This window comes from Olivibacter sp. 47 (assembly GCF_030372825.1).
Classification (GTDB): Bacteria; Bacteroidota; Bacteroidia; order Sphingobacteriales; family Sphingobacteriaceae; genus Olivibacter; species Olivibacter oleidegradans.
Genome location: NZ_JAUCNR010000001.1, coordinates 1,788,139 through 1,813,410, shown reverse-complemented (window position 1 = coordinate 1,813,410; position 25,272 = coordinate 1,788,139). Strand labels below are relative to the sequence as shown.

The window sequence follows — 25,272 nt, the reverse complement described above, 5'->3', positions numbered from 1 at the left end:
AAAGGTATTTATGAGCTCGCTACGCTCGGTTAGTCAATTAGCCAATGTAGTAACGTAGGCAGGTGCGCTTAAAGCTTACTGCCTTGTAAGTAGTTAAATAGCCTAATGGTTAAGTAGTCAGTACGAATAACTAGTAACAAATAACCAATAACAAATATGATATACAAGAAAAGACATTATTTATCGATATTAACTTGCTGTTTGATTGGAATACTCTCCTGTAATCAAAAGCAAACGAAGAAGAACGATTCTATTGATCGAAAAGCCGTAGTAACCCGGCATAATGTTGTTAATGAGTCTATTGATTCATTGAGCTCTTTAACCGTGGGTAATGGAGAATTTGCATTTACAGTTGATGTGACAGGCTTGCAGACTTTTCCTTTATTGTACGAAAAGGGAGTGGCCTTGGGAACGCAATCGGAATGGGCGTGGGATAGCTTTAAAAACGAAAAAAACTTCCGCTTTGAAGAAACATTGAAGAGCTACGACTTTAACAACGAAGGAAGAGATGCCAAATATAGTGTACAATGGAAGGAACCTCAACGAAATAAAGAAGCCACTGATTGGTTTCGTGAGAATGCGCATCGACTTCAATTGGGAAATATTGGTTTTGAATTGTACAAAAAAATGGTCAACGCGCAGAAGCAAAAGATTTAACGCATATTCACCAGGAACTGAATTTATGGACAGGTGAAATTCATAGTTCATTCCAAGTGGAAGGCGAGCCGGTTGAGGTGTATACCGCCGGCCATCAAGAGCAGGATCAGCTGGCAGTTAAAGTGCAATCGCCTTTAATTAAGGAAGGGCGCTTGGCAATCTATATACGCTATCCTTACCCAACAGCGGAGTTTTTGGATGAGGGAACCTTTTGGGAGCACCCCGAGCTGCACCAAACTAAAATCGAAGTAAGCGATACACATTTTGCCAATATTAGTCATCAGCTCCAGGGAACGCGTTATGAAACTAGCCTTACTTTTACCGAAGGTAAGCTCAACAAAGGTAAAGAAGATCATTATTTTGTTTTTCAACCGGGAAGAAACACGGATCTGTTGGAGTTCAGTGCTGCCTTTTCGCAAAAAAAGATGGAGGGAAAGCTGTCTTTATACGATGAGACTTTGGCTAGCAGCACAAAAGCTTGGGCCGACTTCTGGAACCGGGGGGCAGCTATTGATTTTGCCGGGAGTAAAGATCCACGGGCGAAAGAACTTGAGCGACGCGTGGTGTTGTCGCAGTACTTAACGAAGGTACAGTGTGCGGGACATTATCCACCGCAAGAGACGGGTCTGACATTCAACAGTTGGTTCGGTAAACCACATACGGAGATGCACTGGTGGCATGCTGTGCATTTTGCACTTTGGGTCGTGTAGACCTGATGGAAAAAAGCCTCGGCTATTATGCTAATACGGTGGAGAAGGCAAGAGCAATTGCCAAACGTCAGGGATATGAGGGTGCCAGATGGCAAAAAATGTCAGACAACGAAGGCAATGAAAGTCCTTCTTCCGTGGCCGCGTTTCTTATTTGGCAACAGCCGCATTTTATTTATTTGGCGGAACTGGCCTATCGGGATAAGGAAGACCCCAAAGTCATTGATAAATATAAAGACCTGGTTTTTGAAACGGCCGACTTTATGGCGTCATTTCCGACTTACGATAAAGTAAAAGCCCGTTATAATTTAGGTAAAGGCGTAATTCCGGCACAAGAGGTTTTTAAAGCGGCTGAAACTTTCAATCCAACCTATGAGGTTGCCTATTGGGATTGGGCCTTGCGCATTGCACAACAATGGCGCAAACGGGCAGGCATGGAACCCAATGAAAAATGGAATGAGGTGATTCAGAAGTTGGCAGCACTGCCGGTTCAAGGAGGTGTTTACTTAGCAACTGAGAGCGCAACGGATTCTTATACCAACCCAAAATGGCGGACGGATCATCCTGCCGTGCTGGGCGCTTTAGGCATGGTTCCTGAATCACCCAAACTAGATAAGAACGTGATGAAAAGTACCTTGGATACGGTTTGGAAGACCTGGTCGTGGGCCGATACTTGGGGCTGGGATTTCCCGATGACTGCCATGAATGCAGCACGCCTGGGCCTGCCCGAAAAAGCACTTGATGCACTCTTTATGGATATACAAACAAATACATATCTTAGGAATGGTCATAACTACCAAGATGGGAGATTACGTATTTATCTGCCTGGAAATGGAGGCGTATTAGCAGCGATAGCCATGATGGCCGGTGGATGGGATGGAAGCGAGGGCGAGCTTCCGGGATTTCCAAAAGACGGTTCGTGGCAGGCGAAAGCGGAAGGATTTAAAAAAATGCCTTAGCTCGCTCTTCGGTTTTGGTTACTTTTTTCCATCATTAGTTCGTTTTTAACGGCATTATTTATAAGTATTTATTTTCAATGGTATTACTCACCATTTAAATTATCTAATAGGCGTTCGTGAGAACGCTGCGCTAAGTTCATGAGCTCGTTTCACTCGGTTCAAGCTATGTCGTGGTCTTCGGAAGAAAGTAACATAACAGGACGCTACAGGTTGCCGGCCTGCTTGATTTGATGTATTATAGTAGCATAAAAAGTGATATAGCCATACGATTCATATATTAAACAATAGATTAATATTTAATAAATTTGGTTAAAAGTAAAGGCCCTCCATTCTACTAAAGTATCGCCTAGGAAATTTGCGGTTAGCACGTGGAGGCACTACCGATGAAGCAAAGTTCCAAGCGATGAGTCTTTGGTTACTTTCTGCGGAAGAAAGTAACAATAGCATAATCAATAAATTTTTTCTGCCATTGGGCAGGCGAGAGCAAACCTTTGCACCATATTTAAAAGATATTATATTAAGCCAAATAAATCGATGCATTCATCAAAAATTAAACCATTCGTCAGTATACTGTTGCTCCTACTGTTGGCAATGAAGCCGGTTGACAGAAAGCCAACCTTATATATTATTGGCGATTCTACCGTCAAAAATGGTAAAGGTGATGGCAGCAATGGTCAGTGGGGCTGGGGGAGCCTACTGTCTTCTTATTTTGACACCACGCGTCTTTCCATCGAAAATCATGCTTTGGGAGGAACGAGTACACGTACTTATATAACCAAAGGCTTATGGGATAACGTGTTAAACCGAATCCAAACCGGCGACTATCTTATGATGCAGTTTGGGCATAATGACGGTAGCCCCTTGGACGATACGGCCAGAGCACGTGGAACATTGAAAGGCATAGGTGAGGAACAAAAGGAGATATATAATCCCATTACAAAGCAGCAAGAAGTTGTTTATACATACGGTTGGTATTTGTCTAAATTTATTCGCGAAGCGAAAGCAAAGGGGGCTCGGGTGATCGTATGTTCGCCTATTCCTCGTGATAGATGGGAAGAAAATAAGATAGCGCGTGACACGGATGGATATCCGAAATGGGCAAAAGAAGTAGCCGCTCGCGAAGGGGCGACATTTATTCCACTGCACGATTTGGTTGCTGATTATTATGATCAAATAGGACGGGAACAGGTGAGAGCCTATTTCCCCGACGACCATACGCACACTGATTTGGAAGGTGCAAAGAAGAATGCAGCGCTGCTTGTAGAAGCGATAAAGAAAGTACCTAAAATGGGCTTGAAAAAATTTATTAAACGAAAATAGGCTGATTTGGGATAGCTGATCGCTGAAAGCTGTCAGCTAATACCTAATTGCTAATAACTAATAACGATGAATAAAATACGCAATAGAAACTTACGGAAAACGCTAACAACACTATGCTTCTTGTTAGTGGTTGGCTTACCTGGTTATGGGCAAAAATTGCCAAAGAAAGACGAAATATTACAGCAGCTTCGGCTGGCTAATAACTATTTTATGGAGAAATGGCCCGACGCGGGAAAAACAATCATTACGAATAAAGAGCGCCCGGCGAATATCTGGACCAGGGCGGTGTATTACGAAGGCTTGATGGCATTGTATACAATTGATGCTGATAAGCGTTACCACAACTACGCTACGCAATGGGGAGAAAAACACCAATGGGCACCTGCACGTGATTTGTTTACGCGCAATGCGGATAACCAATGCTGCGGTCAAACGTATATCGACTTGTATCGCTTAGATAAGCAAGCTATTCAGATCAAAGCGATTAAAGATAACATCGATGCGATGGTCAATAGCGATCAGGTAGATGATTGGGATTGGATTGATGCCATACAAATGGCTATGCCTATATTCGTAAAGTTGGGTGTAACCTATAATGATCCGAAATATTTTGATAAAATGTACGCACTGTACGCGCATACCAAATATAAGGAGGGAGGAAATGGTTTATACAATCCCGAAGATAAACTGTGGTGGCGCGACAAGGATTTTGTTCCGCCTTACAAAGAACCAAATGGTGAGGATTGCTACTGGGCACGTGGTAATGGCTGGGTAGTAGCGGCTTTGGTGCGGGTCTTAGACGAATTGCCAAAAAGCGACGCGCATTATCAGGAATATTTAACGGATTTGACCAATATGCTAGCGGCATTGGCTCCTTTGCAACGGAAAGACGGTTTTTGGAATGTAAGTTTACACGATCCTACGCACTTTGGAGGGAAGGAAGCGACGGGAACAGCGCTATTTACCTACGGGATGGCTTGGGCGATCAACAAAGGCTTGGTGGATAAAAAGGTATACTTGCCGATCGTAACCAAGGCTTGGAAAGCGTTGTCAAAGGAATCCTTACATAAGAACGGTTTCTTGGGTTATGTACAAGGCACTGGAAAAGAGCCGAAGGACGGCCAACCGGTTACCTATACCAGCAAACCTGACTTCGAGGATTACGGCTTGGGTTGTTTTCTGCTGGCCGGAACGGAAGTGTATAAATTAGCTAATAGCCTTTAGACATAAGGCATTAGCGATGTGTTAACTGCTAATAGCTATAAGCTAATACCTCAAAATGAAAATCGCTTTTAAAATGAAATTAATGCCGGGATTCCAAGAGGAATACAAAAAAAGGCATGATGAAATATGGCCGGAAATAAGCGCACTGCTAAAAGAAACAGGCGTAGCCGACTATTCTATTTTTTTGGACGAAGAAACGAATACCTTGTTTGCGGTACAAAGGCAAAATGGCAGTTCTTCGCAGGATCTGGGAGATCATCCATTGGTGAAAAAATGGTGGGCCTATATGGCGGATATTATGGAAACAAATGCAGATAATTCGCCCGTGAGTAAACCTTTGAAAATGATGTTTCATTTGGAGTAGACAGTAGTTAATAGGGAGTAGTTAATAGGGAGCATGGAGTATGACCGGTTCCCAACTAACAGGTTCCCTTGTTCACTAATAAAGATGTTAAAAAAACTTCAATACCTATTCATTATAAGTCTCGCGCTAACAGCAGGATGCCAGCGCGAACCCGATACCCTTTGGCCGGAAGTTACTAAAGAGATGAAACCTTGGACGCGCTGGTGGTGGATGGGAAATGCGGTAGATAGTGCAAACCTACGTAGCCTCCTTCAGGAATATCAACAACGCGGTTTTGGCGGGGTAGAAATTGCACCCATATATGGAGCAAAAGGTTATGAAGATCAATACATAGAACACCTTTCGGACGAGTGGATGAAGCGCTTACGGTTTACCTTGCAAACGGCCGATAGCCTGGGGATGGGAGTCGATTTAACTAATGGTACCGGTTGGCCTTTTGGCGGACCGCAAGTTGATACAGCCGATGCGGCTACCAAGCTAATAGTAGGCACGTATAAATTACAAGGGGAACAACCGTTGCAAGAAAAGATTAGGTCTTCAGATCCGAAACAACCCAACGCTCCCTTAATCTCTTTAACCGCATATGGTCCCGATAATAAAACGCTTTTATTGACGGATAAAGTGGATAGCTCCGGTACACTCCATTGGATGGCCGATAAGGGTACGTGGGAATTATATGCTTTGTTTCTGGGAAAAACCAAGCAGCAGGTAAAACGTGCAGCGCCAGGTGGTGAAGGTTTAACGCTCGATCACTTTTCGAAAGGGGCACTGGATCGCTATCTTCAACCGTACACACAGGCATTAGGTAAAGAGCGTATTGGAATAAGGGCTTTCTATAACGATAGCTATGAGGTGTATGGAGCAGACTGGACGGAAGCACTGTTTAAAACCTTCCGAGCTAACCGAGGTTACGATCTACGGTATTATGTACGCGATTTGCTAAGTCGGGATTCAACTGAGCAGGTCGCGCGTATCAAATCTGATTACCGCGAAACGGTGGCAGAGATGCTTTTAGATAATTTTACCAAGCATTGGACTCATTGGGCGCATGAACAGCATGGTATTACAAAAAACCAAGCGCACGGTTCGCCGGGTAATCTCTTGGATTTATATGCGGCGGTGGATATACCGGAGGCAGAAACCTTTGGTTCGAGTTATTTTCCGATACCGGGGCTGCGTCGTGATAGCGCCGATATACGTAATGTGGATCCCGATCCAATGATGTTAAAATTCGCTTCTTCCGCTGCGCATGTAACCGGTAAGAATCTGGTATCGAGTGAAACCTTCACCTGGCTGACGGAACACTTTAAAACGTCCTGGGCGCAATGTAAACCGGAAGTGGACCAAGTGTTTTTGGCCGGGATTAATCATGTGTTTTACCACGGTACGACTTATTCTCCGCGAGAGGTGCCTTGGCCGGGATGGCTCTTTTATGCGTCCGTGAATTTTGTGCCGGCTAATAGCTTATGGAGCCATTTAGACGGGATGAACCGGTATATCACCCGAGTACAATCGATCTTGCAATCAGGAAAAGCGGATAATGAATTACTGATTTATTGGCCGATCTATGATATATGGCATCAGCCAAAGGGAGCTTTAAGGGCCTTGAAGGTTCACGATATCGATGAATGGTTACATCCTACTGAATTCTATAAGCAGGCTTTGCAATTACAGGAAGAAGGCTATTCTTTCGATTTTGTATCCGATCATTTGCTTGAAAAGCTGCAGGTTCAAGATGGAAATTGGGTGACAGGTAAGGAGTCCTTACCTTATCGTGCTTTATTGATACCGAAAACCGACAAAATGCCCGTAGAAACCTTAGAAAGACTTATTCACTTGGCGGAAAATGGCGCTACGCTTATTTTTCAATCCTTGCCGAAGGATGTTCCCGGTGCTCACGATCTGGAAAGGCGTAGAATGAAACTTGCTCAGGTCTTGGAAAATATAAAGAAGATGTCGAGGCAACCGAAGGTTGGTAAAGGTAAAATTTTAGTGAAAGAAATCTTGCGTGACGGTCTCCGGGAAGTAAGTTTGCCCGGGGAAGCCTTGGTGAAGACAGGACTGCGATTTGTTCGGCGGAAAGTTGGAACAGATCACTATTATTACCTGGTCAATTTAACCGGAAAACGGGTGGACGAATATGTAACATTTAATGGAGCAGGTGCTTCTTGGTATATTTTGGATCCCCTTTCGGAAAAAACCGGAAGAGCAGCAATCATGTCTAAAAATAACCGACTGAAAGTGAGGGTACAGTTGGAGCCCGGTGAGTCCTGGATTTTGGCAGGTTTACATAAAGAGCACCAAGAACTGGTAGATTGGCAATACCTGGAAAAGCCCACTGCGTCTATCGCTATAGAAGGAAAATGGCGATTAACCTTTAAGGATGGGGGGCCAACGATTCCAAAAGCACGAAATCTGGATCGCCTGATGCGGTGGACAGATCTACAAGATAGCGCAGCAAATAATTTTGCCGGAAAAGCCGTTTACATGTCTACTTTTGAATTACCCGCAGGCTTTGCAAAGGAATATGTTTTAAAGTTGGACAGCTTATTTGAAAGTGCCCGTATAAAAATTAATGGAAAAGATGCTGGATTGATTTGGAGCCTTCCTTATAAATTAAGACTTGGAAATCTTGTTCGTCCAGGGAAAAACACCATTGAAATCGAAGTAGCGAATTTAATGGCCAATCGAATCCGCTATATGGATCGACGGAAAATGAAATGGCGGGAGTATAATGGAAGTCAATTCGTCAACATCGACTATGAACCTTTCGACGCGTCAAACTGGAAAACAATCCCTGCCGGCTTAGCGGGTCCGGTGTATATCGAATGTTACTAAACTGTTTCATGTGAAACTTGAACATATCATTTTGTAAGATTAATCATCTTATTAAGCGTTAATTTATTATTTTCAGATATATTAAGGGTTTCTTTCGTGGAGACCCTTAGTCTTTTTACAGGACGGTACAGGTTGCTGCGCTTCTTGTTTTAACCTTTATTTGCTAAAACGTATACGCTTCCATGGAATCGTTGTGTTCAACAATACTGATTTTTTTACGCGGTTATTTTTTATACTTTAGTGAACTAAACAAACCGTATTATGATGAAGTATAACCAGTTTAAACCGCAAAAAACGGATAGAAGAACATTTTTGAGAAAATCAAGCTTGCTGGTGGCAGCGGGTACTTTGGCTTACCGTCAACCTTCATTCGCTGCTTGGCAGGTGAAGGAATCTGTGTTGAAGGTAGGATTGATCGGTTGTGGCGGTAGGGGGACAGGCGCTGCAGCTCAAGCTTTACAGGCCGATCCGAATGTGTATATTACTGCCATGGGCGATATCTTCGAAGATCGTTTGGAACAGGCGCTCAACGCGTTGTCGCAAATAGATGAGAAACGAGTGAAGGTGGACAAGAAGCACCGTTTCATCGGGTTCGACGCTTATCAAAGGGTATTGGAGGCCGATGTGGACGTCGTGTTGTTGGCTACACCTCCCGGATTTAGGCCTGATCATTTAGCCGCAGCAGTAAAAGCAGGAAAGCATATTTTCTGCGAAAAGCCCGTGGCTGTTGATGCGCCTGGTGTGCGTAAAGTGCTTGATGCCGTGAGGCAGGCAAAAGAGCAGCGTTTATGCCTCGTCTCTGGCTTTTGCTTTCGTTACGATTGGGCGAATAGAGCGGTATTCGGTAAAGTGCTTGATGGCGAGATCGGTTCGATAAACACGGTGTCAACTTTTAGGAATGGAGGCGAGTTATGGTCGATTCCCCGACAACCGGATTGGTCCGAAATGACTTATCAATTGCGAAACTGGTATTATTATAACTGGCTTTCCGGTGATTTTATTGTAGAACAGGCCGTTCATAGTTTGGATATGATGTCGTGGGCAATGGGTGACAAGATGCCTGTAAAAGCAACCGGTACGGGTGGTCGACAGGTACGGACCGACGAGATCTACGGAAATATTTATGACCATTTTGCCATTGAATTTGAGTATGAAAATGGTGCACGTGGTTTTCACTTTACCAGACAACAGGCCGGTACGTCCAACAGAAATAGCGTTGAGGTCTTGGGAAGCGACGGCCGGGCTGTCGTTAATATAGGCGGTCCGGTTGAAATTATAGGGAAAAACAATTGGAAGTACCGCGATAAAAAGAATAACATGTACCAAACCCAGCACGATGAATTGTTCGCGGCCATACGCAAAGGCATAGTCATCAACGATGGAGAGTGGATGGCTAATAGTACCATGCTGGCTATTTGGGGCCGGATGGTGGCTTATAGCGGACAAACGATCACCTGGGAGCAAGCCATTCAATCGGAGCACCGTTTAGGGCCCGCCATCGAGGAATACGCGTGGGATCTAAAATGGGAAGGACCGGGAATAGCCGTACCGGGAAAAACGAAGTTTGTCTAATCGGGGGCTCGCTGAAATGATTTTAACGATGAAGATATATAAATTTGTGCTTCCGCTGCTTTTGGTGCTCAGCTCGAATCATTTGCGAGTTTATGCGCAATCGGAAAGTATAAGCTTTGGCCACGCTGTTGCTTTGGAAAATATAATAAATAAGGAAGCAGGAGGGGAACATACCCTAAGATGGCTTAATGTCAACACGGGCCCCGGTACTTGGCGGGTGGATGGTGAGCTTTTGAAATGTACAGGAAAGCCGATCGGCGTCATGCGTTCTGAAAAAATATACGAAAATTTTATACTGCACGTCGAGTGGCGCCATATGGAGGCGGGAGGAAACTCGGGTGTCTTTATATGGAGTGATGCCAAGCCGGATGCAAAAACTCGTCTTCCAGCCGGGGTTGAAGTCCAAATGCTGGAGCTTGATTGGGTCAATCAACACCTGCAGGACGGACGAAAACCACCGATAGCCTATGTGCATGGTGAGCTTTTCGGTGCTGGTGGAACGACAACAATACCGGATAACCCGCGAGGTGAGCGAAGTAAATCCATAGAAAACCGATGTAAAGGAAAGGGAGAATGGAACACCTATGATGTGATATGTGTAGACGGAACGGTAAAACTTTCTGTTAACGGTCGTTTTGTAAATGGCGTGCGCAATGCATCGTCTAAAAAAGGCTATCTCTGTCTCGAATCGGAAGGTGCTGCAACTCACTTTCGCAATTTCAAAATTATAGAACTCCCGCCAAATGCGGACGTCCCAAAACCTAATCTTTAAAAATCAAAAACAACAAATTTATAATAAAATCATGCATTCCCGTAAATCCTTTACCGTTATAGGTGTTCGTTTTTTTGCCATTCTACTCGTTTTATTCGCTTATGGAAATTTAGCTGCACAAGAGGTTAGACTCGTTCACTTGCAGGTTGAACATCTTCCGTCGCCTCTTGGTATCGATCAGGAGCATCCCCGATTTACGTGGAGATTTGAAACTGCAAAGCAAGGTTTCAAACAATCGGCTTATGAAATATATGTAAATAGCGATTCCCTTGCAACGCAGCGAGGTGAGGGGAACCTATATCATAAGGGGAAGATTGTCAGCGATCAAACACTCGCACATTATGATGGGGCGGCACTGAAAGCCTTTACGAAATATTTTTGGAAAGTGAGAGCCTGGGATCGCCAAGGTAATGTATTAGAAAGTCCTGTTAGCTCATTCGAAACAGGCATCATGCAGACGGCTAATTGGAAAGGGAGCTGGATTTCCGATGGTCAGGACATACATGTAAAACCCGCACCTTACTTTCGAAAAACGTTTACTCCATCAAAGCCGATAAAATCTGCGCGTGCTTATGTTGCAGCTGCCGGGTTGTATGAATTGTATTTAAATGGCAAACGAATTGGGAACCATCGATTGGATCCGGCGTACACACGCTTCGATCGACGGAATTTGTACGTTAGCTACGATGTAACGGAGCAAATCCAGCAGGATAGGAATGCGATAGGCGTCTTGCTGGGAAATGGCTGGTATAACCATCAATCAACGGCTGTTTGGTTTTTTGATAAAGCGCCATGGAGGGCACGACCGACCTTTTGCTTGGACTTGCGAATTACTTATGAGGATGGTTCAGTTGAAACAATTGTCAGTGATAAAACTTGGAAAACCAGTACCGGTCCTTTGGTGTTCAACAGTATTTATACAGCAGAGCATTATGATGCACGCCTAAAGCAAGAGGGGTGGAGCAAGGCTGATTTCAATGATAGTACTTGGAAAGAAGTTTTTTACCGTGCTGCACCCTCACAGCAAGTGGTATCGCAGACGATGCATCCTATTCGAAATGTGAAGCAGTTGAAGGTTAAGGATTTTAAAAAATTGAATGATACGACGTATGTCTTTGATTTTGGTAAAAATATTTCAGGCGTTACGGAACTACATATTCAAGGGGAGAAAGGGACCGTCGTTCGCCTAAAGCATGGGGAGCGACTTTATGAAAACGGACATGTGGATATTTCCAATATTGATCAACATTACCGACCTACGGATCATAGAGACCCTTTTCAGACCGACATAGTCATCCTTAGTGGAAAGCATGATCATTTCATGCCTGCCTTTAATTATAAAGGGTTTCAATACGTGGAAGTAACGGCCAGCCGTCCGATAATCCTGAAAGAAGAAAGTTTAACGGCTTATTTTATGCATAGTGATGTGCCTCAGGTTGGTACTATTCATGCCTCTAATCCCGTTATCAATAAAATCTGGGAGGCTACCAATCGTTCGTACCTATCAAATTTATTTGGCTATCCAACCGACTGTCCACAACGAGAAAAAAATGGATGGACGGGTGATGCGCACATCGCAATTGAGACGGGCTTGTATAGCTTTGATGCCATTACAATTTATGAAAAATGGTTGGCCGATCACCGGGATGAACAGCAAGCTAACGGCGTTTTGCCTTCCATTATTCCAACAGGCGGCTGGGGCTATGAATGGGGCAATGGTCCGGATTGGACGAGCACGATTGCCTTAATTCCCTGGAATGTTTACTTGTTTTATGGTGATAATAAACTGTTGAAAGATTCCTATTTTGCCATTAAACGTTATGTCGATCATATCGATGCTCTATATCCTAGTGGACTCACCACTTGGGGTCTGGGCGACTGGGTGCCGGTAAAATCAAAATCCCCTGTGGAACTATCATCTTCAATCTACTACTATGTGGATGCAATGATTTTAGCCAAAGCGGCCAAGTTGTTCGGAAAAGAACAAGATGCGATACATTATGAGCAATTGGCGGGAAAGATAAAGGACGCTATTAACGCAAAATATTTAAATAAGGAAACGGGAATTTACGGACAGGGCGTTCAAACTGAACTAAGTATGCCGCTCTTTTGGGGTATAGTGCCTGATGATTTACGTGCAAAGGTGGCAAAGAATCTTGCAGAGCGTGTTACAGCAGATAACTATCATTTGGATGTCGGGCTTTTAGGAACCAAAGCCATCCTAAATGCTTTAAGCGAAAATGGTTATGCTGATATAGCTTACAAAATTGCGGCTCAGGAAGATTATCCCTCGTGGGGATGGTGGATTAAAAATGGTGCGACTACGCTTTATGAAAACTGGAATATCCAATCGGCGCACGATATCTCGCTTAACCATATTATGTTCGGTGAAATTGGGGCATGGTTATATAAAGGATTAGGTGGCATTAAACCAGACCCTGAAAAGCCGGGCTTTAAACATGTTCTTATCGAACCCCATTTTGTCGAGGGACTGGAAAGTTTTGAAGCTTCGCATATAGGACCTCATGGTAAAATCACAACGCGCTGGGAAAGGAAAGGAAAACATATAAAGCTTTGGCTGACGATTCCCCCTAATAGCGATGGAACATTGACGCTACCGTCTGGAGAGAAAAGAACGTTGGCTGCCGGTAGTCATGAATTTGATATATAAGGAAAAGGAAGGTTTTTTTATTCAACTTTTCTTGATAAAAGTTGAGCAAAATCAAGGCGGTGTAGGCTACCTTGCACCTGATTGCAAAGCATTACCGGCGCGTATTGGAGCCGTTTCACTTCCTCAATCCGCTTGGGTATTGCAATATGAACAGACGTGCAAATGCTTTGCTGCTCGTTGCCTCGGTATCCTCCAAGGCCATTCTTCCCACGCACAGGGCTTACCAGCTGCCCGCAAAAGCCCTCCGTTCTACTGAAATATCGCCTAGGAAATTTGCGGTTTGCACGTTGATGCACTACCGCTTGTGGCAAAGTTCCAAGCGAGGAGTTTTTGGTTACTTTTTGCGGAAAAAAGTGACTAAAGAAAACCTTCCTTTATATACAACACTCGAGCTTTTCTTCTCTATGCAATAGCAAAAATTTCCGTATCTTTGTAAAGAATCTCCAACACCGAATCAACCAATCAAAAACCGTCTTTTCCCTTTAAAATTACAATCTAGAAATCCACCTCAGGTCCACCTCAAGTCCACGTTATATCCACGTTACATCCACCTGTCCTCCGTTATCCCTTTTATTTCCATCCCTGTTCCATTGCTTTTCTTTAGTACGTATCTAGTACGGCTATCACTGGAATGACTTAAGTAGGGAACTAGTTAGGTAGTGATGAGTTATAAGTGATGAACGATGAATAAACCGATAGATCATAAACTCACCGACTTGTCAGTAGGCAGATGCTGTCTAAAGCTTACCGCTTATAGCCTAAAGCCTATAGCTTATAGCCGCTAAGGCCTTGAGCTAGGGAAATAAGCTGATATCCGAAAGCTGATCACTTAAATAAATGTTTTGCAGACGCTTAAATCAGGACGGTACAGGATAGCGGTCTTACTGTTTTTATTAGTTTTGCTATCTACCGAGTTAACCAATAATGAAGCCGATTTATAAGAACCTTTCAGATATAGATTTGGTAACGCGTTTAACGAACAATGACCAAGAAGCTTTTACTGAAGTGTATAATCGTTATTGGAAAAAACTTTTAACGGTCGCCAGTAACAAAGTAGAAAGATTTGAAGACGCGGAAGAAATCGTACAGGATATTTTTGTGAATCTTTGGAATCGGCGACAGGAATTGGAAATTCATACTTCACTGAGCAATTATTTAGCAGTATCGGTTAAATATCGCGTCATCAAAATGTTGGATAAATACTTTAACAAACAGCATTACATCAATAGCTTGGTATCCAGTAGTTTTGTTGATAACTCAACGCAAGAGTGGCTGCAATTTAATGAATTGTTTAGCCAATTAAACCTTTATGTGCGCGATTTACCCGAGAAATGTAGGCTTGTCTTCAAATTAAGTCGAGATCATGGTTATTCTCAAAAACAAATTGCGGAAGAATTAAAGATTAGTGAGAAGACTGTGGAAGCTCATATGGGCAAAGCAATACGCGTTCTGCGGGCAAAACTAAGCCATTTTATATTTACCCTTCTATAACCAATACTGCTCATTTCAGCAGTACGAAAATATTTTTAATTTTTTTTTAAATCGAAGTAAGGGATTTGCTTTCCACAAAGGACATCCTTATAAAGACCAATTATTTACAATGAAATATAGCGCACGATATCAGGAACTAGCTGCGAAGTGGTTAAGTAACACGATCAGTGAGGAAGAAAAAAAAGAGTTCGCCGCCTGGTATAATGAGGGGCAGGATGAGGAGCTTATTATTCAATCAAAATTTGCCGGTAATGAAGAAGCCTATCGGAAACAGTTGTTCGACAAAATTAAGCACTTAACTTCCCTAAGTGATAACAAGGTTGGTCCGAGAAGCTTAAATAAGCGGTGGATGTATGTCGCTGCGTCTATCATTAGCCTTACGGTAATTGGAGCTTTAATTTACCTTGATAGGCCTGATACACAAAGGAAGGAATTGGTTAAAAAGGAAGGTTCGATCCCCAAAAAAGAAAGAGCTTGGAGCGATGATAAAACGATGCTGCGTTTATCCAATGGAGATGTTGTTAACCTAGACGATGTGCCTGTCGGCACGTCGCTAAATGTGGAAGGGGTAACTATACATAAGTCAGAGGAAAATGTTATCCGCTGTGTTAGTGATCGCAAAGTTTCTGCACGAGATGGGCAAGCATATAGTACCATTATTAAAACACCGGTGGGTAAAGACTATAAATTGGTATTGGCAGACGGTAGTGTGGTGTGGTTAAACGCGGCATCTGAAATTCGTTTTTCACTCCATTCATGGGGTCAGCGGCGTGTTAAACTAGACGGTGAAGCTTATTTTGCAGTGGATCCTGCCGAAGGAAAGGCCGTTCCTTTTATTGTCGAAACGAGGCAGCAAGAAGTATACGTATTGGGTACTGAATTTAATGTTGATGCTTACCGCGACGAAAAATGGGCGCGCACCACGCTTGTTAAAGGTTCTGTTAAGGTGAAGCAAATGCATACAGATGCAGTAGCTATATTAAAACCTAATCAACAAGCCAAGGTTAGCCATCATATGTCGAAAATAAAAATAAGAAGTGTCGATGCCTCCGAGATCGTTTCATGGAAAAACGGCTACTTCAGTTTTCATGATTCGGACATTCAAAGCGTATTAAAGCAGTTCGCTCGTTGGTACGGTGTCGAGGTAATCTACCGGCGAACCGAGTTTGCGGAAACCTATGTGGGTAAAATTCCACGATCATTAAGTCTGACCGAGGCGATCAGCGTATTGGAAACCGTTGGTGTGAAATGTAAAATGGAGGGTAAAAAATTAATTATTATATAATTATTCAATTCAAAAAAAGGAGGGGTCATGTATGAGCTTTAGTGTATAAAATCACAAAGCGGATTTACATAAATAAACCGATAGTGTTGCGAGCACTATCGGTCTCAATGAGGGTAAATCTGAGTCAATTAGGCATAGCGTGATGAGCTATATTCTTTAACCAAGATAAACCACAAACCTTGCAAAATTATGCAAATTAATCAATTTGACAAAAGACTGTATCTGTGCAGTCTGTGCATCAGCGCGAAGGATACTTTATTAAAAGATAGGCGCTGGTTAGAATACCTAAAAAATCTTTTTTTCATGAATATGTGGCTAGCGGTATTAACCACCGCCTGTTTGCAAACGACAGTTGCTGAAACGATTTTGGCACAAAAGGTTAGTCTAAATCAAAAAAACGCTACGGTAGCGCAATTGCTGGTCAATATTGAACAGCAAACAGGCTATACGTTCTTTTACAGAAAAAATGATATCGAGTTAATGAAGCCGCTTAATGTCTCATTGCAGAATGTCAGTGTTGAAACGGCCTTGAACTATATTTTCAAAGACCAACCCTGTAGCTTTCAAATCAAAGATAAATTAATCGTCCTTCAGAAGCGACTTGTTAACAACGAACCGGAGCAGTTATTGCAACAGCAAGAGCATACTGTTTCGGGTACCGTCACAGACTCCTCGGGGATGCCGATTCCAAGTGTATCGGTGCTTATTAAAGGTTCCACAAAAGGTACATCAACCAACACGGATGGCGTTTATCAGATCAAAGTCAACCCCGGACAAGCATTGGTATTCCGTGCTATTGGCTTTCAGGAGAAAGAGATGCAAGTAGGAGAAGAGGCTCGAATCGACGTCGTGCTGGACGCCTCATTTGAAGGACTGGAAGAAGTGGTTGTTGTTGGCTATGGTAGCCAGCAACGTCGAGATGTTACCGGGTCAGTGGCTCCTATATCGATGGAAAATGTGCGTGGGCAAGCCATATCAAGTCCGGACCAAGCACTTACGGGGCAGGTTTCCGGTGTTAATGTAAGCACCTCAAATGGTACACCTGGTGGAGGACCCCGAATACAAGTAAGGGGAATTGGTGCCATTGGTGCCGGTAGCGAGCCTTTATATGTTATTGACGGTTTTCCAATCCCTTCGTCTTCCGGACAGCAGTCTAACCCAATGAGTGCACTGAATCCACAAGACATTGCATCGATGACGGTCCTAAAAGATGCTTCGGCAACTGCCATTTATGGTTCTCGAGGCGCGAATGGTGTCATCATTATTACAACAAAACGGGGTTCGAGTGGAAAGCCGAATATCCAGTTATCGGCAAGTACAGGTCTTCAGGAAGTACCGCAAACCGGACGCCCGGATTTAATGAATGGACAGGAGTTCGCTCAATGGCGCAAGGAGGCGATTATGGATAAAATTCGCTTTGAAGAAGGTCGTGAACCAACATTAGAGGATGTACCCGAAATCTATCGAAATCCTGAATTAATTGGGAAGGGAACAAACTGGTTTGATGAGGTCACGCGTGTGGCCCCCATGACTGACCTTAACTTAAGCGTTTCGGGCGGTACAGAGAAGATCAAAACCTATATTTCGGCAGGCTACTTTAATCAGGAAGGGGTGATGCTGAATACGGGGTTCGACCGGTTTTCACTTCGTACCAATGTCGATGCTAATTTATCGGATCGGTTTAAAGTTGGATTGAATGTGTCGCCTTCTTTGACCTATACACGGGGAGGCGTGAGAGGTCAGGGCCGCGACGAAGGTTTTGATATTGCAAGCCCCATTCCATCCGTATACAATCCGGACGGCAGTTATAATGCTTATATCCAATCCCCGGGAACCTTCGGCGTACCCAATCCGGTAATGGTGCTGAATGAGACCACCAATAAAGCGAGTCGAATTAAGGTGTTAATGAATACCTATGCTGAGTATAGCATATTAAAAAATTTGCGGTTCAAAACAACCTTTAATGTCGATTATGAGGACGGAAACAGCGAATATTTCCGCCCGTCGATCTTAGGAAACCAAAATGCCGCCCCTCCTTCGGTACCGAGCGGACGCTATATACAATCGAAATACTTAAACTGGTTGAATGAAAATACCTTGAATTACGACCTCAGTACCGACAATGGACATTCATTGACTGCGCTTGTTGGTTTTAGCGTTCAGTCTCAGAAAAATCAATCGGCCGATTTTACAGGAAATCAGTTCCCCGATGATGATATCGAAACCCTAAACGCTGCTGCTCGTATAACCGGTGGGACGGATAAAAGTGATTGGTCTTTGATATCATATCTCGCCAGGGCAAATTATGCGTATTTGGATAAGTATTTGGTAACCGCAACGGTACGGAGCGATGGTTCATCACGCTTTGGTTCGAATAATCGCTGGGGTATCTTCCCTTCTTTGGCCTTAGGATGGCGAATTTCGAATGAAAATTTCTTAAAAGATGTGCCTTGGTTGAATGAGCTTAAAGTACGTGCATCATACGGTTTTACAGGAAACTTTAATATTGGAAATTACTCCTATATGAGTAATATCGGAACGAATGATTATGTATTTAATGGCACTTTGGCGAGCGGACGTGTGATGAATACTTTAGGGAATCCAAATTTAGGCTGGGAAAAAATGCGGGAATTGAATACGGGTATCGATTTCGTAGGATTCGATAATCGCTTGACTTTCAGTGTAGATTATTACCATCGCAATACACAAGACCTATTGTTAAATGTTGAGATTCCTGAATCGTCAGGTTTCAGTACCGTTACGGAAAATAGAGGCGATGTGCTGAACCAAGGTCTTGAGCTGGGCATTAATTCCGTGAACATTGCAAAAGACCATTTCAGTTGGAGCACGAATATTAATGTGTCTTTCAATCGTAATAAGGTGCTTGCATTAGGCCGAAGCAGCGATCCGATTTATTCCGGTACCAGCAGCGAGGGCAACCCGACCAATATCACAAAAATTGGCAGTCCGGTAGGTATGCTATTTGGTTATGTGGTAGAAGGAATCTATCAAAATGAAGCAGATTTGGAGCGATATCCGTCTTTCCCGGGGGCCATACCGGGTAATATGCGCTTTAAGGATGTGAATGGCGATGGGCAGATCACGCCGGTAGAAGATTTTGACGTCATTGGAAATCCCTATCCCGACTTTACATGGGGTGTTACCAACACGTTAAAATACAAACAGTTTGATTTTCGGGTATTAGTAGTAGGATCTGTAGGTGCTGAAATGCTGCGAGCAACGAACTTTTACACCGGCAATATCGATGGTGTCTTTAATGTTAGAAAAGAAATTGCCGATCGATGGCGATCGCCGGAGCAGCCAGGTAGCGGACGGGTGCCTACCACTAATGGAACTGGTCGTGGTCGTGTTATGTTTCGTGATACGCATTCGTATTCAGTGGAAAAAACCGATTATGCTTGGATAAGAAACATTACGTTGGGCTACACTTTGCCCAATGGGATCGGGAAAATAAATTTATTCAGCAGGTGCGCCTCTATGGTACGGTTCAAAACGCTTTCTTATTTACCGGATACAGCGGTAATCCGGAAGGGACGAATTACAATCGGGATGATACAGGGGCCTTGGTACCGGGTATAGATTATTCCAATTATCCCGTCCCACGCATATTTACCTTGGGTGCGAATTTATCCTTTTAAGCTTAAACACAGACATTAAAAGAAAATTATTCTCATGAAGATCAGAATCTATATAGTAGGATGTTTGCTATTGCTTAGTGCATCCTGTAAGAATCTACTGGACGTAGAACCTTACTCATTTTCAAGTGATCAGAATTATTATCAAACGGAGGGACAGATTTTAAGAGCTGTAAATGGAGCATATGCATCCTTACAGACTTTATATACAAGTGATTTCTGGGCGCTGACCGAAATGCGCGCAGATAATACCAACTATCAGTTCGACGAAACAGATCGGGGGGCACAGCAACGCGAGGAGATTGATGAATTCATGATTACTTCAACCAATAATTATGTCAACACGTGTTGGCGAATTTTATACGATAATATTCAACAAACCAACGTTATATTGGATCGGGTAGATGCCGTGCCTTTTGCGGATGAAACGTTAAAAAATAGATATATTGGAGAAACGAAGTTTCTAAGGGCCCTACAATATTTTTACTTAGTTCGTCTTTTTGGCAAGGTGCCTTTATTGATTCATGAAGTTGCCGAACCCGAAAAGGCCTTTTCAGAAGGACGCGCAGCGATTGAACAGGTTTATGAGCAGATTATAAGCGATGTGCAAGGAGCCGTGGCAAGTTTACCCGAGTCGTATAGCGGTGCAGAAATTGGTCGCGCAACAAAAGGCGCTGCGCTAACCCTATTGGGGGAGATCTACCTAACGAGGAAAGAATATGAGCTGGCCGCGTCCACTTTAACCCAAGTAACAACCTTAAACTATTCTTTGTTACCTAATTATGCGGATAATTTTAATCCTGCAACAAAGAATAATGCGGAAGATGTCTTCTCTATTCAATACGATGCTGCATTACAAACTGAGGCAGGCAATTTTATTTTCATATTTGGCCCCAACAACGGGAAGATGCAGCTCACCGGCTTTCCCGGGAAACTGGGAGGAACAAACATCCCCACGCCAAGTATATGGAACGCTTATGAAAACGGCGACATTCGTAGAGATGCCTCTATTCAATTATTTGACGATCCGTCCAATGCGTCATTTCAAGAAGCGGTAGCTTTTGGTGGCAAAATCCCCTTTATTAAAAAATACTATCATCCACCTTTCTTGGAAGACGGTCGCGCTAATGAAAATTGGCCTATATACCGCTACGCTTACGTGTTACTCATGCTGGCAGAAGCGATAAACGAACAGGGAGGAGATCCTTCCCCTTATCTAAATCAGGTACGTACAAGAGCCGGCTTACAACCACTGTCGGGTTTAAGCCAGACGGAACTTCGTGACGCGATTGCGCACGAACAAAGGGTAGAGGTTGCTTTTGAAAATCATCGATGGTTTCAATTACTTCGAACGGCTAAAGCGATCGAAGTGATAACGCAACACGGAATCGAAGAAAAGCAGCGACTATCTCGTTTAAGCAAGGCCTCCTATAACATACAGGAATATATGCTTTTATACCCAATTCCCGAGCGTGAAATTCGGTTAAATGGATTTGAACAGAATCCGGGATGGTAATCGTTTAATCAGGCACCGCAAAATGGATTTTTTTCTTTTTGCTAAAATGAGTGATGGACTAATGTTTTGTTGCTCGTTGCTACGATATTCTTCAAGGTCATTCAAGCATTTCTGAACGATTATGCCGGGATGGCGAATAGGGAATGATGGCCTTCCAGGATGAGCGTAAAGAAAATTCAGTTAGAAGGATCGGAAAAAACGTTCTGCGAAAAAGCGAAGGGATGGAATTGAGAGCGGGAGCGGCTCCGCAGAACGGTGTACGGGGAACGGAATTTTTAGCGAGAACTGGACAGCCTTGATTGTTTGGTTCTTTATGATCAAGCATAAAGAACAATCAATAAGAACAATCAATAAAAACGATTAATAAACATAAACATCCTTTAGATGCTAAATGCAGTAGCCCTGCCTTTAATGTATTATTCTAAAACAATTCAAGAAATCGTATATGCAATCATATAAGCGTAACGTGTTATGGCTGGCACTGATCATATCGTTGATCTTTGTTGGCTGTCGCGAAGAACCGGAAAAAATAATAGAAGTAGACCCTAAAGTAAAAAAAAATCGTTTTGCCACCTGATTTTGTGGCAGAACATATTTATAGCCCTTCAGACAATGAATTGGGCTCTTGGGTGGCTATGACATTCGACCAGAAGGGACGAATGATCACATCCGATCAGTTTGGTTCTCTCTATCGTATCGAATTACCGCCTATCGGTTCGGATTCAACGGTGAAACCGGTAATCCAAAAACTTGACTTTCCTAAAGTGGAGGGATCCGGGAAGGATACTACTGATAAAACGATCGGAATGGGTTTCGCTCAGGGACTTTTATGGGCACATAACAGCCTGTATGTTATGGTGAATCATAAAGCAAATGACGAGTTTTCAAAGGGTAGCGGTTTATATCGCCTCCAGGACACAGACAATAACGACCAGTTTGACAAAATTACTCAATTGGTCGCATTGGAAGGGGCGGGTGAACATGGACCGCACAGCGTTGTCTTAGGCCCTGATAGTACATCCATCTATGTAGTGGCTGGCAATTTTACCGATCTCCCGCAAATGGATCACTACAAATTACCACCCACTTGGCAAAGGGATAATCTCTTCCGTATGATTTTAGACCCTCAAGGGCACGATGCGGATAGCTATGATAAGGGTGGATGGATTGCCAAAACAGATTCCGTGGGTTCGCAGTGGGAACTGATTAGTTCCGGTTTCCGAAATCCTTTTGATATTGCTTTTAATCGGGAGGGAGAGCTCTTTACTTATGATTCGGATATGGAATGGGACTTTGGAATGCCTTGGTATCGTCCGACGCGAATTTGCCATGTAACCAGTGGCGCTGAATTTGGTTGGCGAAAGGGCAATGATAAGTGGCCGGCGTACTATCCCGATAACTTACCGGCGCTGTTAAATATCGGACAAGGATCACCAACGAATCTGATGTTCGCTTATAATGCCCGATTCCCTGAAAAGTACCGAAATAGCCTGCTGGCTTTTGATTGGAGTTTTGGTATGATTTATAGCATACAGCTTGGGGCAAAAGGGGCAAGCTATCAAGCCAAAGCAGAGGAGTTCATTTCCGGCTCACCGCTCGCCTTGACCGACGGTGAAATCGGCCCGGATGGTGCCTTGTATTTTTTAACAGGTGGAAGAAAACTGGAATCAGATCTTTATCGGGTCTACTATAAGGACTTCAAAAAAATAAACCTCGATAAAACAAAAGAAAACCAGGCTCAGACAAGCTATCTGCACAAGCTTCGGAAAGAATTAGAGCAGTATCACCATGCCGCTGCTCCCGGTACGGCTGCTAAGCTTTGGCCCTATCTTAAATATAAAGACCGTTTTATACGTTATGCAGCCCGGATAGCCATTGAGCATCAACCGGTGGCAAGCTGGATAGACTTAGCCCTGCGTGAAAGAAATGTAACGACCTTAACAGAGGCGATGATCGCTTTGGCGCGAACGGGTGAGCCGGCATTACAAAGCAGCATGCTGAAAAAAATGGCAACGGTTGAGATTGCCAGTTTGCCATTGGTCATGCAGCAAAATTTGCTTAGAGCTTATGAACTGACGATCGCGCGCTTAGGTATTCCTAAAAGGCAGGACAAGGAGGTGATTATACAGCAGATCGGAAGTTTGTATCCTTCGGGGAATAATGCGTTAAATCAACAATTAAGCAAGATCTTGGTCGCCCTTGATGCCAAAGATGTAGTAGAGAAAACCGTTCCTTTGTTATATACGGCTAAAGATGACACGGCCGGTCGAGAAACCGTTACACAGTCTTCCGACCTGATTTTGCGGAACCCACAATATGGCTTGGATATTGCCAATATGTTGGCCAAAATGCCACCTGCACAGCAAATCTATTTTGCTACCGTATTGAGTGTGGCAGAAAGCGGGTGGACAACGCAACTGCGCGAGGTATACTTTAAATGGTTTTACGATGCCTTTGGATATAAAGGAGGCAATAGCTATATCGGCTTTTTGGACAGAGCGCGAAAACGGGCCTTACAAAAGGTTGGGAAAAGTGAATACGTCCATTATAATAAATTATCCGGCGATTCGCTTTTGAGTGCTACCGGCACTTCCTTGGCTTTTGAGGGGGAAGGACCAAAGGGTCCGGGTAAAAATTGGAAGATGGAGGATGCCCTGCCGATTGTCGAAAAAGACTCAGGCGATCGTGATTTTAAAAGAGGGGCAGCGCTATTTGCCGCGATTCGTTGTAAATCATGCCATACGGTACGGGGTGAGGGTGGTTCTATCGGGCCCGACTTAACGCAGCTGGGTACACGTTTTACCATGAAGGACATTTTGGAATCAGTTATCGAACCCAATAAGGTTATTTCAGATCAGTATGCCTCCACGGTCTTTACGCTGAAAGATGGCAGTTCTATTTTAGGCCGACTTAAAAATGAGGACGAAGAGAATTATTATGTTTCGCAAAACCCTTATGCACCACAGGTCTTAAAGCAAATCCCTAAGAAAAGTGTGATGGCTAGCAAGATAGCAGAAGTTTCCATGATGCCTCCGGGTACGATCAATGTATTAAATCCAGCGGAACTTAAAGACCTGATGGCCTACCTGAAGTCGGGGGGAAATGCCGAAAGTGAATTGTTCAAACCCAAGAAAGCTAAATGATGGATGACAAGCAAAGAGGTAACTGGTTAGAAAAAGTCACTAATCCCGGTCAACTGGGTGGGATAGAAACCTCGGTGTTGGATAATGGCCTTGGGGCGGGAACCCGTATTGCTTGGATTAATACCGGCGCAGGCTTGCGGTTTAAGGTCGTCATCGATCGGGCAATGGACATCGCGGAGGCCTTCTTTAATCAGCATAGCCTATCCTGGTTAAGTCGGTTAGGCGTCATGAAGGCACAACCATTTGCAGATCGCGGTACCGATTGGCTGCGAACTTTTGGAGGTGGTTTATTAGTAACCTGTGGGCTTACTCATACAGGTGGGCCCGAGCAGGATGATTTTGGTGCACGCGGTTTACACGATCAAATCAGTAATTCACCTGCTGAAATAATCGCTGTTATCCAACCGGATCTGCGTGATGCTGAACCTACGATGTCTATGACGGGAATCATCAGACAAGGGCACCCGCTAGGGCCTAATCTTGAGCTAAAAAGGACGATCCGGGCTGTGTTGGGAAAGCCCGCAATCTATATCGATGATCGTATTACCAATTACGGGAATACGGCCGTACCTCATATGCTACTCTATCACTTCAATTTCGGTTGGCCTTTAGTGGACGAAGGAAGCCGACTGTTATGGCATGGGAGCTGGGAAGCACGAGAGACGGGAGCAAAAAATAAACTCTTTAAGGAAGGTAAAGCTTTCAAAAAATGTAGCGCGCCTTTGTCGATCCATAACGGACAAGGGGAAGAGGCTGCCTTTATCGACGTCAAGAGTGATCCGAACGGGAAATGCCAATGTGGTGTGTATAACGAGCACCTCGGCTTGGCTGTTTCCTTATCCTTTCAAAAAAGCCAGCTTCCTTGGCTAACAAACTGGCAGCATTGGGGGCGGGGCGAATACGTTACCGGCTTGGAGCCGGGTACGCATCCGCCGATTGGTCAACATAAAGCGAGAGCGCAGCAGCAATTGATTTTATTGAAACCGGGCGAATCGCGTGGTTACACGCTAACGCTTGACGTGATCAGCCAACAGGCGGCTATTGAAAAGCTGCTTTCAACGTATACAGACGAATTGTAAACTTTTAAATAAAGATAG

Annotated in this window: 19 protein-coding genes; all 19 read left to right on the top strand. The window is 43.8% G+C overall.

Going from position 1 to position 25,272, the window contains the following annotated elements; all coding sequences use genetic code 11:
* Nucleotides 1-156 precede the first annotated feature (156 nt).
* The 19 genes from QT327_RS07985 to QT327_RS07895 all read left to right on the top strand — a co-directional run bounded on the left by QT327_RS07985 (nucleotide 157) and on the right by QT327_RS07895 (nucleotide 25,254).
* The gene (locus QT327_RS07985) at nucleotides 157-657 is read left to right on the top strand and encodes a hypothetical protein (RefSeq protein WP_289552568.1); all 501 of its coding nucleotides are present in this window, start codon (nucleotides 157-159) and stop codon (nucleotides 655-657) included.
* A 56-nt stretch (nucleotides 658-713) separates the two neighbouring features.
* Entirely contained in the window at nucleotides 714-1,367 is a 654-nt protein-coding gene (locus QT327_RS07980) for a hypothetical protein (RefSeq protein WP_289552567.1), read from the top strand.
* Nucleotides 1,368-1,372: 5 nt separating this feature from the next.
* Nucleotides 1,373-2,323, top strand: a complete 951-nt coding sequence (locus QT327_RS07975) for a hypothetical protein (protein WP_289552566.1) — start codon at nucleotides 1,373-1,375, stop codon at nucleotides 2,321-2,323.
* Nucleotides 2,324-2,857: 534 nt separating this feature from the next.
* On the top strand, nucleotides 2,858-3,643 hold the full coding sequence (locus QT327_RS07970) for a rhamnogalacturonan acetylesterase (RefSeq protein WP_013663780.1): 786 nt from the start codon (nucleotides 2,858-2,860) through the stop codon (nucleotides 3,641-3,643).
* Between the two features lie 66 nt (nucleotides 3,644-3,709).
* The gene (locus QT327_RS07965) at nucleotides 3,710-4,867 is read left to right on the top strand and encodes a glycoside hydrolase family 88/105 protein (protein WP_130858170.1); all 1,158 of its coding nucleotides are present in this window, start codon (nucleotides 3,710-3,712) and stop codon (nucleotides 4,865-4,867) included.
* A gap of 55 nt (nucleotides 4,868-4,922) precedes the next feature.
* On the top strand, nucleotides 4,923-5,231 hold the full coding sequence (gene rhaM, locus QT327_RS07960; RefSeq protein ID WP_130858169.1) for an L-rhamnose mutarotase: 309 nt from the start codon (nucleotides 4,923-4,925) through the stop codon (nucleotides 5,229-5,231).
* Between the two features lie 84 nt (nucleotides 5,232-5,315).
* On the top strand, nucleotides 5,316-8,069 hold the full coding sequence (locus QT327_RS07955) for a glycosyl hydrolase (RefSeq protein ID WP_130858168.1): 2,754 nt from the start codon (nucleotides 5,316-5,318) through the stop codon (nucleotides 8,067-8,069).
* Nucleotides 8,070-8,330: 261 nt separating this feature from the next.
* Entirely contained in the window at nucleotides 8,331-9,641 is a 1,311-nt protein-coding gene (locus tag QT327_RS07950; protein WP_242627390.1) for a Gfo/Idh/MocA family protein, read from the top strand.
* Between the two features lie 28 nt (nucleotides 9,642-9,669).
* Nucleotides 9,670-10,413: a 3-keto-disaccharide hydrolase gene (locus tag QT327_RS07945; RefSeq protein ID WP_289552564.1), complete on the top strand. Its 744-nt coding sequence runs from the start codon at nucleotides 9,670-9,672 to the stop codon at nucleotides 10,411-10,413.
* 31 nt (nucleotides 10,414-10,444) lie between these two features.
* Nucleotides 10,445-13,084 carry an alpha-L-rhamnosidase gene (locus QT327_RS07940; RefSeq protein ID WP_242627389.1) on the top strand — a complete coding sequence of 880 codons (2,640 nt, stop codon included), beginning with the start codon at nucleotides 10,445-10,447 and terminating at the stop codon, nucleotides 13,082-13,084.
* The gene (locus QT327_RS07935; protein ID WP_130858166.1) at nucleotides 13,068-13,340 is read left to right on the top strand and encodes a hypothetical protein; all 273 of its coding nucleotides are present in this window, start codon (nucleotides 13,068-13,070) and stop codon (nucleotides 13,338-13,340) included. The genes QT327_RS07940 and QT327_RS07935 overlap by 17 nt, the downstream gene beginning before the upstream one ends.
* A gap of 668 nt (nucleotides 13,341-14,008) precedes the next feature.
* Entirely contained in the window at nucleotides 14,009-14,575 is a 567-nt protein-coding gene (locus tag QT327_RS07930) for an RNA polymerase sigma-70 factor (protein WP_013663773.1), read from the top strand.
* A gap of 109 nt (nucleotides 14,576-14,684) precedes the next feature.
* Nucleotides 14,685-15,860 carry a FecR family protein gene (locus tag QT327_RS07925; RefSeq protein ID WP_013663772.1) on the top strand — a complete coding sequence of 392 codons (1,176 nt, stop codon included), beginning with the start codon at nucleotides 14,685-14,687 and terminating at the stop codon, nucleotides 15,858-15,860.
* Between the two features lie 189 nt (nucleotides 15,861-16,049).
* A complete protein-coding gene (locus QT327_RS07920; RefSeq protein WP_289552563.1) occupies nucleotides 16,050-19,460 on the top strand; it encodes a TonB-dependent receptor in 3,411 nt (1,136 codons plus the stop codon).
* Nucleotides 19,461-19,553: 93 nt separating this feature from the next.
* Nucleotides 19,554-21,032 (top strand): RagB/SusD family nutrient uptake outer membrane protein, encoded by a 1,479-nt coding sequence (locus QT327_RS07915; protein WP_130858163.1) that lies wholly within the window; start codon nucleotides 19,554-19,556, stop codon nucleotides 21,030-21,032.
* A gap of 143 nt (nucleotides 21,033-21,175) precedes the next feature.
* Complete coding sequence (locus tag QT327_RS07910; protein ID WP_165447069.1) at nucleotides 21,176-21,331, top strand: hypothetical protein; 156 nt, start codon at nucleotides 21,176-21,178, stop codon at nucleotides 21,329-21,331.
* Between the two features lie 146 nt (nucleotides 21,332-21,477).
* Nucleotides 21,478-21,609, top strand: coding sequence for a hypothetical protein (locus QT327_RS07905; protein ID WP_289552561.1), 132 nt, complete (start codon nucleotides 21,478-21,480; stop codon nucleotides 21,607-21,609).
* Nucleotides 21,599-24,175: a c-type cytochrome gene (locus QT327_RS07900; protein WP_289552559.1), complete on the top strand. Its 2,577-nt coding sequence runs from the start codon at nucleotides 21,599-21,601 to the stop codon at nucleotides 24,173-24,175. Before QT327_RS07905 ends, QT327_RS07900 begins: the two co-directional genes overlap by 11 nt.
* Nucleotides 24,172-25,254: an aldose 1-epimerase family protein gene (locus QT327_RS07895; protein WP_289552558.1), complete on the top strand. Its 1,083-nt coding sequence runs from the start codon at nucleotides 24,172-24,174 to the stop codon at nucleotides 25,252-25,254. Before QT327_RS07900 ends, QT327_RS07895 begins: the two co-directional genes overlap by 4 nt.
* Nucleotides 25,255-25,272 lie beyond the last annotated feature (18 nt).

What these genes read in the sequence shown, in the direction of transcription:
- QT327_RS07985 (WP_289552568.1), top strand. Translation starts at nt 157, where the DNA reads ATGATATACAAGAAAAGACATTATTTATCGATATTAACTTGCTGTTTG.
- QT327_RS07975 (WP_289552566.1), top strand. Translation starts at nt 1,373, where the DNA reads ATGGAAAAAAGCCTCGGCTATTATGCTAATACGGTGGAGAAGGCAAGA.
- QT327_RS07970 (WP_013663780.1), top strand. Translation starts at nt 2,858, where the DNA reads ATGCATTCATCAAAAATTAAACCATTCGTCAGTATACTGTTGCTCCTA.
- QT327_RS07965 (WP_130858170.1), top strand. Translation starts at nt 3,710, where the DNA reads ATGAATAAAATACGCAATAGAAACTTACGGAAAACGCTAACAACACTA.
- rhaM (WP_130858169.1), top strand. Translation starts at nt 4,923, where the DNA reads ATGAAAATCGCTTTTAAAATGAAATTAATGCCGGGATTCCAAGAGGAA.
- QT327_RS07955 (WP_130858168.1), top strand. Translation starts at nt 5,316, where the DNA reads ATGTTAAAAAAACTTCAATACCTATTCATTATAAGTCTCGCGCTAACA.
- QT327_RS07950 (WP_242627390.1), top strand. Translation starts at nt 8,331, where the DNA reads ATGATGAAGTATAACCAGTTTAAACCGCAAAAAACGGATAGAAGAACA.
- QT327_RS07945 (WP_289552564.1), top strand. Translation starts at nt 9,670, where the DNA reads ATGAAGATATATAAATTTGTGCTTCCGCTGCTTTTGGTGCTCAGCTCG.
- QT327_RS07940 (WP_242627389.1), top strand. Translation starts at nt 10,445, where the DNA reads ATGCATTCCCGTAAATCCTTTACCGTTATAGGTGTTCGTTTTTTTGCC.
- QT327_RS07935 (WP_130858166.1), top strand. Translation starts at nt 13,068, where the DNA reads ATGAATTTGATATATAAGGAAAAGGAAGGTTTTTTTATTCAACTTTTC.
- QT327_RS07930 (WP_013663773.1), top strand. Translation starts at nt 14,009, where the DNA reads ATGAAGCCGATTTATAAGAACCTTTCAGATATAGATTTGGTAACGCGT.
- QT327_RS07925 (WP_013663772.1), top strand. Translation starts at nt 14,685, where the DNA reads ATGAAATATAGCGCACGATATCAGGAACTAGCTGCGAAGTGGTTAAGT.
- QT327_RS07920 (WP_289552563.1), top strand. Translation starts at nt 16,050, where the DNA reads ATGCAAATTAATCAATTTGACAAAAGACTGTATCTGTGCAGTCTGTGC.
- QT327_RS07915 (WP_130858163.1), top strand. Translation starts at nt 19,554, where the DNA reads ATGAAGATCAGAATCTATATAGTAGGATGTTTGCTATTGCTTAGTGCA.
- QT327_RS07910 (WP_165447069.1), top strand. Translation starts at nt 21,176, where the DNA reads ATGATGGCCTTCCAGGATGAGCGTAAAGAAAATTCAGTTAGAAGGATC.
- QT327_RS07905 (WP_289552561.1), top strand. Translation starts at nt 21,478, where the DNA reads ATGCAATCATATAAGCGTAACGTGTTATGGCTGGCACTGATCATATCG.
- QT327_RS07895 (WP_289552558.1), top strand. Translation starts at nt 24,172, where the DNA reads ATGATGGATGACAAGCAAAGAGGTAACTGGTTAGAAAAAGTCACTAAT.